Source organism: Alkalimonas mucilaginosa (assembly GCF_036327005.1).
Lineage (GTDB): Bacteria > Pseudomonadota > Gammaproteobacteria > Enterobacterales > Alteromonadaceae > Alkalimonas > Alkalimonas mucilaginosa.
This window is the reverse complement of the sequence record NZ_JAUGZK010000011.1, coordinates 108,541-119,205: the sequence shown is the minus strand read 5'-3', so window position 1 is coordinate 119,205 and position 10,665 is coordinate 108,541. Positions and strand designations below refer to the sequence as shown.

Annotated in this window: 7 protein-coding genes and 1 tRNA gene; 2 read left to right on the top strand and 6 right to left on the bottom strand. The window is 47.2% G+C overall.

Annotation, left to right across the window (positions count from 1 at the left end; genetic code table 11):
• Window positions 1-44 precede the first annotated feature (44 nt).
• Window positions 45-1,172 carry a GNAT family N-acetyltransferase/peptidase C39 family protein gene (locus tag QWF21_RS14050; RefSeq protein ID WP_330088671.1) on the bottom strand — a complete coding sequence of 376 codons (1,128 nt, stop codon included), beginning with the start codon at window positions 1,170-1,172 and terminating at the stop codon, window positions 45-47.
• 157 nt (window positions 1,173-1,329) lie between these two features.
• Here QWF21_RS14050 and QWF21_RS14045 point away from each other — a divergent pair, with 157 nt between their 5' ends.
• Window positions 1,330-2,796: a RimK family protein gene (locus tag QWF21_RS14045; protein WP_330088670.1), complete on the top strand. Its 1,467-nt coding sequence runs from the start codon at window positions 1,330-1,332 to the stop codon at window positions 2,794-2,796.
• 112 nt (window positions 2,797-2,908) lie between these two features.
• On the opposite strand, the gene QWF21_RS14040 is transcribed toward QWF21_RS14045, so the two are convergent.
• From QWF21_RS14040 to QWF21_RS14020, 5 genes are all read right to left on the bottom strand, one after another.
• Window positions 2,909-2,995 (bottom strand) — tRNA-Leu (locus tag QWF21_RS14040).
• A 124-nt stretch (window positions 2,996-3,119) separates the two neighbouring features.
• Window positions 3,120-4,070, bottom strand: a complete 951-nt coding sequence (locus QWF21_RS14035; RefSeq protein ID WP_330088669.1) for an isopenicillin N synthase family dioxygenase — start codon at window positions 4,068-4,070, stop codon at window positions 3,120-3,122.
• Between the two features lie 16 nt (window positions 4,071-4,086).
• Window positions 4,087-5,295, bottom strand: coding sequence for a NupC/NupG family nucleoside CNT transporter (locus QWF21_RS14030; protein ID WP_330088668.1), 1,209 nt, complete (start codon window positions 5,293-5,295; stop codon window positions 4,087-4,089).
• Between the two features lie 17 nt (window positions 5,296-5,312).
• Window positions 5,313-5,945: a uridine kinase gene (udk, locus tag QWF21_RS14025; RefSeq protein ID WP_330088667.1), complete on the bottom strand. Its 633-nt coding sequence runs from the start codon at window positions 5,943-5,945 to the stop codon at window positions 5,313-5,315.
• A 106-nt stretch (window positions 5,946-6,051) separates the two neighbouring features.
• The gene (locus QWF21_RS14020; RefSeq protein ID WP_330088666.1) at window positions 6,052-9,174 is read right to left on the bottom strand and encodes a TonB-dependent receptor; all 3,123 of its coding nucleotides are present in this window, start codon (window positions 9,172-9,174) and stop codon (window positions 6,052-6,054) included.
• 371 nt (window positions 9,175-9,545) lie between these two features.
• Between QWF21_RS14020 and QWF21_RS14015 the strand changes: the two genes are divergently transcribed.
• Window positions 9,546-10,664 (top strand): endonuclease/exonuclease/phosphatase family protein, encoded by a 1,119-nt coding sequence (locus QWF21_RS14015; RefSeq protein WP_330088665.1) that lies wholly within the window; start codon window positions 9,546-9,548, stop codon window positions 10,662-10,664.
• Window position 10,665 lies beyond the last annotated feature (1 nt).

The window sequence follows — 10,665 nt, the reverse complement described above, 5'->3', positions numbered from 1 at the left end:
AAGATAAAGCTGCAAGCCTTATTTGATTCTTTTGGTGTGTTTGCCTAAAAATCAGGCTCTTTGTGCTTTTTCAGCGCAACAGCTGCTTTTAAGCGCTGCTTGCCATAGAGAAAAGCTTTGGTCATGATGTCACGGTTTACAGGGATGTACTGATAATCCGCAGCATTTTGGCCAGCTTCAGTATCGACATCAGGATCGTTCAGATAAACAAAATCATCATCAGCATCACAAAGCACCACCCAATGCGGTGCCTTGCTGCGATCGAACTGCCAGGTACTAATAAGCAATAACACCACATAGCCTTGCTGCAATCTATCCAGTACATCGGTTAGCGTGAAATCGGCAATCTGAACCGGGATATTAGCCTGGGTACATTTTTGTTGTTCAATCTGATGCACACGCTGCAGTAACTGTTTCTTTTGTTGGCTTCGCACCGAGTCAACAAACAAAGGCCCGGATTGATTAAGCATCACTTCAACGTCAAAGGCTCGTCTCGCACCAGCCAAAGCTAAACCTCTGGGACTGCAACCACCATGACCGGATGTCATAAATATGGTCGTGGCTTCACGCCAAATCTCCAACTCCTCGATAAAGGGATCGTAGCGGCCTGGTTCAAAGTAATTCATTGCCATCAGTAAACTAGCAGGCCCACAGGTAAAAGGCGTAGTTTGCGGAATAAATTGGATGCCTTTATTGGTATCCTGTTGCTGATAGCTGAACACACGCTTCTGCATGCACAGTGCATCCGAGTGATCTTCATAAAAATCATGGCGGATAGCAAATTCCTGATAGCCCTGACGCCGATACAAGGCAATGGCGCCGCTATTATCCGGCCTGACTTCCAGACGCAAAAAAACACAGCGCCGCTGCCGGGCAGATAACTCTGCCTGATTTAACAGCAGCTGTGCAAAACCTTGCTTTCGTTCGGTGGGTAATACCGCAAGCGAGTACAACCGGGCCAGACTAATCCCCCGACGATACAACACCAGAAAATAACCGACCAACTGGCCATTTTTTTCCAGCACCTGTAAATCACTGCGCTTATCCAAAATAAAGTGCCTGAAGCTACGGCGACTCAAACGATCAGCATCAAAGCAGGCTTGCTCCAACTGCACCAAATCAGCTAAGTCCGGCAACACGGCATCACGGATACAAAGATCTTTATTCTGCATAGGCACCTTAATCCCTTGTTTCATCGCCAGGCATTGCACGTTGTTTCCAGCTATCTTGCAAGACAATTATTTTGCTGCTCACGAGTAAAGGATTTCATTAGGCAGCAATCAACACTAGTGTCTACAATACAAGAAATGCATTTTTCCGGAACAGGATATGTCTAAGTTATTAATCGTAGTAGATAAGCTGCAAGATTGGGGGCCTTTCTTTCAATACGATGGCGTTATGACCCTGGCTGATTATCTGAAGTGGCAGGGTAAGTCCCGCCAGCGCGTACGGCTCATTAACCTTTGTCGACAATCCCAGTACCTGGGTTCAGGGTATTACTGCTCGTTACTGGCCGAAGCGCGTAATCACCATGCCATCCCGTCCATTAAGGTATTTAATAAGTTTAACCGGGACGAAATTGCCGATGTCATTGATGATATCCCAGTGACATTAACGAAACAGCTCAATAAAGCTCTGGCTGATAACCCGGAAACGCAACTAACTTTCCAGCTTTATTTTGGCGAAACCAGTGAGCGCTCGTTAAAGAAAGTGGCCGATTATCTGTTTGAAGCATTCTCCGTTCCTATCCTGCACGTTGATTTGATCAAAAAGCAACAGTGGCAGGTAAAAACCATTCGTATTGGCAGTTTGCACAAACTGACGGAGTCACAACAAACGCAGTTTGCCGAAGCGCTGGAGCGTTTTAGCCATAAAATATGGCGATTGGAACCGAGCAGGCGGCAATTTAAATACGACCTGGCCGTGTTAATGGATCCCAAGGAGCAGTTCCCCCCCTGTACCCCCCGCTCCATAGAATTGTTTTGCAAAGCGGCCAAAAAGGCGGCCATGGATACCGAGATCATCGGTGCTCGCGATCATCAAAGGCTGGCGGAGTTTGATGGCCTTTTTATTCGTGAAACCACCGCTGTCAATCACTATACTTTCAAAATGGCATTAAAAGCCGAACGCGAAGGGCTGGCAGTGATTGATGATCCGAACTCGATTTTGCGCTGCAGCAATAAAATCTACCTGCAAACTCTGTTTGAACAGCATCAGGTGCCGGTACCTGATGGTTTAATGCTGTTTAAATACGATACCGATAATCTGGAGCGGGCAGCAGATTTACTAGGCTTACCCATGGTATTAAAAATCCCCGATGGCAGTTTTTCCCGAGGGGTGGTGAAAGTAAAAACCATGACCGAACTGCGGCAAAAAATGACCGAGCTGTTTGAGCAAAGCGCCATCATCCTGGCCCAACGCTATACCTTCACAGAGTTTGACTGGCGTATTGGCGTGTTAAATGGTCAGGCGCTTTTTGCCTGCAAATACTTTATGGCGCGCAATCACTGGCAGATTTACAAGCACGGTAGCGGCAAAACACAAAGCGGTGCTTTTAGCACCTGCGCTGTGAGCGAGGTGCCGGCTCATGTGCTTGATGCTGCTATTCGAGCCTGCGCTCCGATTGGTGATAGCCTCTATGGCGTTGACATCAAACAAGATGGGGATAAGGTGTACGTCATCGAGGTCAATGACAACCCAAACATCGATGATGGAGTGGAAGATTTGTATCTGGGCAACAAGCTCTATGACTTGCTGGTGGAAGACTTTATCCGCCGCATAGAACTAAAACGGTAAATCTAAAAACACAAAAGCATCGGGAGTGCTTTTGGACAGCCAATGGCTGGTCCCGGAGGGATGCCTGCAGGGATAGCAGGCACAAAAAAAACCGGCTTTAAGCCGGTTAATTTGGTGCAGATGGAGAGACTCGAACTCTCACGCCCTTTCGAGCACTAGCACCTGAAGCTAGCGTGTCTACCAATTCCACCACATCTGCGAGGTATGTTGCGCATCGCTGCTCAACATGGCGCACAGTATAGCGAGTTCCAAAAAGCTGTCAACTGCAATATGGCACAATTTAACGGCTTTTGTGTCACTCGCTTATTTGCTGTGCAAAGCGGCTATTTTCCGTTCTTTTTTAGCAAGCCAATCTCTTCCAAACGCTGCATTAAGTAGTCGTTGGAATTAATTGGCTCCGGATAACGATTGGGGCGCTCGGCACTGATACAGCTTGGCAGCGTCTCAATGACAAAATCCGGATTTGGATGCATAAAGAAAGGAATGGAGTATCGAGGCTCGCCCGCAGCCATACCAGCCGGATTCACCACCCTGTGGGTGGTAGATGGCAACACATGGTTGGTTAACCGCTGCAGCATATCACCGATATTCACGACGATGGTGCCTTCAATGGTTGTGACCGGCAGCCAGCTGCCATCACGACGCAATATTTCCAAACCAGCCTCGTTCGAGCCAACCAGCAAGGTGATCAAATTAATGTCTTCGTGCTGACCTGCTCGGATCGACTGAGTGCTGGTATCCTGAATTGGTGGATAATGAATAGGCCGCAGGATCGAATTACCGAAATTAACCTTATCGGCAAAATAGTGCTGTGGCTGCCCTAAGTAGAGCGCCAGCGCTTCCAGTACCCGATTGCCTAGCTTTTCCAGCTCGCTGTAAAGCCGATAAGTAGCTTCTTTAAAACCCGGCACTTCGGTAGGCCACACATTGGGGTACAAGCTTGGGTGTGGTGCAGGACCGTCCAGTTCACGGCCAACATGCCAGAACTCTTTCAGATCCGGATGCTTGGAATCTTTGGCTTTTTCCACGCCAAAGCCGGTATAACCGCGGGCACCGCCCTGCCCTGGCATATGGTACTTCGCTTTTACTTCATTGGGCAGCGCAAAAAACTGCTTAATGGCGGTGTATGTATCTGCTACCACGTCGTCTGAAATTCCGTGACCGCTAATGCCACAAAATCCAAATTCAGTGTAGGCCTTGCCAATTTCGGCAACAAAGTTATCTTTGTCGGTGGCAAACCGTCTTATATCTAACGTTGGAACTTGCTGTGTCATATAAAAGACCTGTTTTTTAGCCTAAAGAAAAAAAGAACCCTGCAATAGCAGCGCTCATTAAGTTAGCCAATGTTGCTGCCAGCAAGGCTTTTAAACCCAGTGCCGCAATATCAGCCCGGCGACTGGGCGCCATACCGCCCAAACCACCTAATAGGATCGCAATGGAGGAGAAATTGGCAAAGCCACACAGCGCGATAGTGACAATCACTTGGGTATGTGCACTTAGCTCTTCTTTCACCTTTACATAATCAAGGTAAGCAACAAATTCATTGATCACCAGTTTCTGGCCAATAAAACTGCCTGCCACCCGCGCTTCTTCCCAGGATACGCCCAGAATAAAGGCCAGCGGCTGAAAGACATAGCCAAAAATCAGTTGCAAGGTCAGATCATCTTTGCCAAACCAAGCACCGATGCCACCGACCATGCCGTTTATCAGTGCAATAATCCCGATAAATGCCAACAACATGGCCCCCACATTAAGCGCCAGTTGCATACCGCTGGAAGCACCCGCGGCTGCGGCATCGATCACGTTGGTATGAGGTTTTTCCTGCGCAATTTCGGTCAGTTCGTTTTTCGGCTGCTCTGTTTCCGGCAAAATCATTTTCGCCATTAAAAAACCGCCAGGGGCTGCCATAAAACTGGCCGCAATCAGGTATTTTAATTCCACCCCCAACTCGGCATAACCAGCAAGCACCGAGCCAGCCACCGAAGCAAGTCCACCTACCATCACGGCAAAGAGTTCAGAGCGGGTCATCGTTGGCACAAAGGGCCGAACAATCAATGGTGCTTCGGTCTGCCCAACAAAGATATTGGCTGCCGCAGACATGGATTCTGGCCGACTTGTTCCGAGCAGCTTTTGCAAGCCGCCACCAATCAGGCGAATAACCCAGGCCATAATGCCGATGTGATAGAGCACGGCGATCAGGGATGAAAAGAAAACAATAATGGTCAACACATGAATGGCAAAAATAAAGCCTTGCGAGCGGCGGCCCAGATCACCAAATAAAAACTCGATACCATCTCTGGCGTAGCCAATCACATTGGAAACCACCAGTGAAATGCTGTACAACACATCCTGCCCAACAGGGATGTACAAGACAAAAGCACCAATCGCTAACTGAATAGCAAAAGCACCCCCTACAGTACGCCAATTAATTCGCTTTTTATTATTCGATGCCAGCCAGGCTACCAGCAATAGCACCGCGATACCTACTAATCCCATCATTCCCCTGATCCTTTTAATTACTCCGCCAGCAACTGACGAATTTTTGTTTTTATAATGTCGATAGCAATCTGGTTTTTACCGCCTCGAGTCACCACCAAATCGGCAAACTGTTTTGAGGGTGCAATAAAATCAAAGAATGCTGGCCGCACGGTATCTTCGTATTGTTCGACCACCGATTGCAAACTTCTTCCTCTGTCTTCCAAATCACGGCGAATACGCCGCAACAGGCAAATATCCAGTGGTGTATCCATAAAGACGCTAATATCAAATTCATCACGCAGCAATGGATCGCTAAGCAACAAAATCCCCTCTACCAAAATCACTTTGGCTGGTTGCACCTGAATAGTATCTGGTAAACGGGTATGGGTTTTGTAGCAGTACTGAGGCATAGCAATGGCTTTACCTTCCCGTAGCTCCTGCAAATGCTGCCCCAAGAGTTTGTGCTCGAACGCCGACGGATGATCGTAGTTGGTTAGGGTACGCTGCTCAAACGACAAATGGCTTTGGTCGCGGTAATAAGCATCTTCAGCCAGAATAGCAATGCGCTCCCCGCCAAGCTCCTCTACCAGTTCCTGATAAACAGTTGATGCAAATAAACTTTTCCCGGAAGCAGAAGCGCCGGCTATGGCAATGATGGTGTTCTTACCCACGTCGTAGTCACTTTCCAATACACACAAAAAGCAATTATCGCTAAAAATGCCCGATATAGAAATAAAAAACCGGCCCGAAGGCCGGTTTTGTCAGGATAAAGCTTAATTAGAAGCGGTAGCGTACACCTAGCTTCAAGCGCCAGGTCGACTCGTTTTCATTAAAGCGTTCCCAGTTACTTCCTTGACGAGGTTGAAATCCTCGGATAGTAATCTCGCCGGTGTCCTGATTCACATCGCGCACCTGATACAAGCTGATAGTTCCAAACTCCGTATCACGGACATGACCTTTCGAGCTATCCAACAGATTGAGGAAGTTAGAAATGGTAAAATACAGCTCCCCTTTGTGGTCTTTATGGAAACCAGGCACCTGCTGGCGGACACCAACATCCCAGGTAGTTACCCACGGAGAGTTGAAACCGCCTTTCGGCACGTAGCCGCCAATATAACCATTTAAGCCCATACTCGCGACAATATCATAAAACTCTTGCTTTCTGGCTTCACTTTCAAACACATACTGTGCATCATCTGGTGATGGAATGTAAGCTAAAATGCCGCCGCCGCCATCACCATAACCAAATGCTTCACGACCAGGCGCTGAAATATTCGCCAAATAAGTCAAAGCCTTACCTGATTTCCGCTCAAAGAATGAGTTAAAGGTAGTGGTATAACCAGAGAAAATCTCGGTTTCATACGAGATGTTTAACACAAACCGATGACGGGTTTCGTACGGAGAGGTGCCAACCAGGGTTTCATTACGGTTAATCGCAATGTTATTTCCAAAGTTACCATGAGCAGTTGAAGCTGAGCCCACCGTAGCACTGGTAATATCCTGATAAGTGTATGAAGTATTCACACTTAAACCAGACTCCCAACGCTTAAACAACGACGTAGTGATGATATGCGAGCGTCCTTCAGAATCCGCATTGGTCATCATCAGTGCCGGTAAACCTGCATCCTGATACAATTTCCTGCCATCAGTAGTTTCGTAAAACACATCCCCGATAGTGACGTTTTTCCAGAACACTGAGTTTTCAGGCTTCACGTAACTGTACTCCGTGGTCCAGAGTACGTTTTGTAAGTAATCCCCCAAAGAAAAACGATAATCTGTCGCCAACTGGAAACGCCAATCAGAAGGAATTTTAAAGTTTGGATCGTTTAGGTTGATTGGTGAATCTGCACCTGAACGGACATATTCTTCAAAAGATTCAGGTACCGTCGTAATATCAACACCCACCAAAGAGTTGCGCAGGTCTTCAGGGAAACGAGGGTTTGAAGTCACATTCCCAGTATCAACTTTGTTGATACCATTATTACCGTATGCGTTACCGGCCCATACACTTGGTTGACCACCAGAGAAGCGGCCAATACCACCGCGCACTACCAAATCAGTAGCAGCATCCCACTTAAAACCAAAGCGTGGTAGCCAGATATCCAGACCGTTCAGGTTTTCCCGGTTGTCAAAGCCGGTTTGAGTCAGGAAAGACTCATTGAATGCTGGAACATCACTGGTGGTTAAGCGCTCATAGCGTAAACCGAAGCTTAACAGCACATCCGGAGTAATTGCATATTCATCCTGAATATAAAATGCATGCTCGCCACGCTTGAAGGAAACTGCGGCATCGCGCGGATCCAATGATGGTGCATTTTGATAGCGCAGCTCCGTCGCTAAACGATTCTCAAAGTCTTCAATGCTGTTGAAACGGTAGCTACCCCGGGCGTACTGCACAAAAAGATTGTTCGCCTCAGTCTCTTTAAACTGATAGCCAAAGCTCAGCTTGTGATCATCCAGCAAATAAGTACCATCGATACCCAAAATCAGCGTTTTATTACTTAACTCATTAGCGTGGCGACTATGGTCCGAACCAAAAGCGATACGACGATTGGAGTCACCTTCGATATCGACAAAAACTTGCGGCAAAGTACTTAACGAGTTTTGGCCAGTGCTACGATCCTGGTAGGTGGCATAAATTTCGGTTGAAAAATCATGTGTCCAATCAGAGAACAATTTGAAAGCATAGCTGTCCATCGTTTCAGAACGATCATACCAATGACTGGATAACTTCAAAGTTCTTGGATCATCGGTGGTATTTTGGATTTTGTTGCCATCGCTGCGTTGGTAAGTCAATGCAGCCCGGTGATCATCGTTGATGTTCCAATCCAGCTTTAGCAAGATTTTTTCATCTTTTGTGGTCGGGCTTACTGCCCAATCACCTACCTGAACACCATAAATATCATTGGCTATCTGAGCAACAGATTGCAACTCTTCAGCAGTGACATTGGTTGCGTTTGCCACGCCAGAAACACCACTTGGACCCCAGCCAGAAGCCTGTGGCGAACTGTAGCGCTCATAAGAGGCAAAGAAGAACAATTTATCTTGTACTAAAGCACCACCCAGAGTAGCACCCCAGGTCTTTTCATCGAAGTCTAACGAGTCTCTGGAATTGTTGTGCTTGTATTCTCCGGCCCAGGAGTCGTTTTGCCTTTCAAAAAAGAAAGAGCCTGACAACTCATTGGTACCTGATTTTGTCACCGCATTAATTTTTGCACCCTGGAAGCCAGAGTCTTTGGCATGGAAAGGTGATGTGTCGACAATGACCTGTTCAATCGCATCCAGTGAAATAGGAGAACGAGTCGTTGGATAGCCGGTAAAGTTTAAGCCAAAATCGTCATTGATGCCGATGCCATCCACAGAAATGCTGTTAAAACGTGGGTTCGTTCCAGCAACAGAGATAGTGCCATCAGCGGCATTGATATTTACCAATGGGTTGTTACGAATGATGTCTTTCAGATCACGATTAAACGTTGGCGCATTTTCGATATCTCTGGCACCAAAGAAACTGCTTGAGCCAGTGTTATTTACAACCATGATCGAAGAGCCAGTTACTGCTATCCGCTCTACAGATGAAGCAAGCTGTGCATTAAGACGTAAACCATCACCAAGTGTCAGATACACTTCGTCGTAAGTTACCGAACCTTGATCACCACGAATGGTAATCACATAAGGGCCACCAACCCGCAGACCAGTGCTTGAGAAAGCACCTGCATCATTCGTAGTGGTGGTAGTACGCGTGCCGGTCGGAACATGTAGAATTTCTACTCTGGCATTTGCTGCTACTTGTCCGGCTTCAGTGACTACATTACCCCGAACTGATGAAGTTGTATCCGCATAGGCTAATTGACTGACCCCAAGCCCGAGAGCTACAGCCAAAGCTAAATGTTTAATTTTCATATCGTTTCACCTGGTAGTTTCCGAATTTATACCCAATCCATTAGAAAACAATTGCTGTCTTCAATTTGGGAAGACATCCTAACGAATGATTGTGACGTTTTTTTTACGCCGGACCGAACAACAACGGAACTTTTTCCCGAACGGCGCATCTAACTCGTTTGGTCATACAATTGTAACATGACTGGTCTGAGTTGCGTACTTGCTAATGCAGTAATTTTGCAGAAAATTTCTTCAGCTATGGATTCGTTTTCAGTTTTGCTGGCTGATTACAGCTTGAGGTATGATCCCACTACCAACTTTATTTAACTGGCAAAATCATGTTGCATATACCTGTCATCATTCTATCTGTCAGCTTTTTTACAGGCTTGTTTATGTCCATTCATGCTACAGAAATACGTATCGCTACCTTCAATGTCAGCATGGAGGCCGAGAATTACCTGCCAAAAGGCCAACGAGGTAACCAACAGGTTTTGATTGATCGACTAGCCGATGGCAAGGAGCCTCAAATCCAGGCCATCGCCCGTATTATCCAGTTAACCCGGCCGGATGTGATTTTTCTGACCGAATTCGACTACATTGAGTCACCTGCGCAGGGAGTCGAAGCCTTTTTGCAGAACTACCTGGCCGTATCGCAACTAGGTGCAGCGCCAATCGATTACCCTTACTACTTTTATGCCGAAGTGAATACTGGCCAGCCCAGCCCCTTTGATCTAAATCGCGATGGTCAATCTACTGGAGTAGGTGCTGATGCCTGGGGTTTCGGTTTTTATCCGGGCCAGTACGGTATGTTGTTGCTGTCGCGTTACCCTATCCTGAAGGATGAAGTACGGACATTTCGTCAGTTTAAATGGCAGGATATGCCAGGGCATCTTACAACGGTTCAAGCAGATGGCAGCCCCTGGTATGAAGACGCTGCCTGGCAACAATTTCCGTTATCGTCTAAATCGCATTGGGATGTGCCACTAACTATAGATGGTAAACGACTGCATGTATTTGCCAGCCACCCAACACCGCCAGTGTTTGATGGCCCGGAAAACCGCAATGGCAAACGCAATCACGATGAAATCCGCTTTTGGGTCGATTACATCAGTGGCGAACAAGGACATTACATTTACGATGATTCCGGACTGGCTGGTGGCTTTGACAGTCAGGCTCCCTTTGTGGTGCTGGGGGATTTGAATGCATCCACCGTAGAAGGAGATGCCATCGCTGCCGGGATCCAAAGCTTATTGCAACACCCTCGCATACAAGATCCACAACCAGGTAGCCGCGGTGCGGCAGAGCACAGTCCAGACAATCCTTTTGCTGCCCAGCATACGGCTGTCTGGCGCATGCGGGCAGATTATGTGTTGCCAAGTAAAGCAGGCATTCAAGTATTATCGAGCGGGGTGTTTTGGCCTGCAGCCGATGAAGCCGACTACTCATTGGTGAAAAAACGAGAGACCAGCTCGGATCACCGGCTGGTCTGGGTAGATATGCGACTAAAATAAA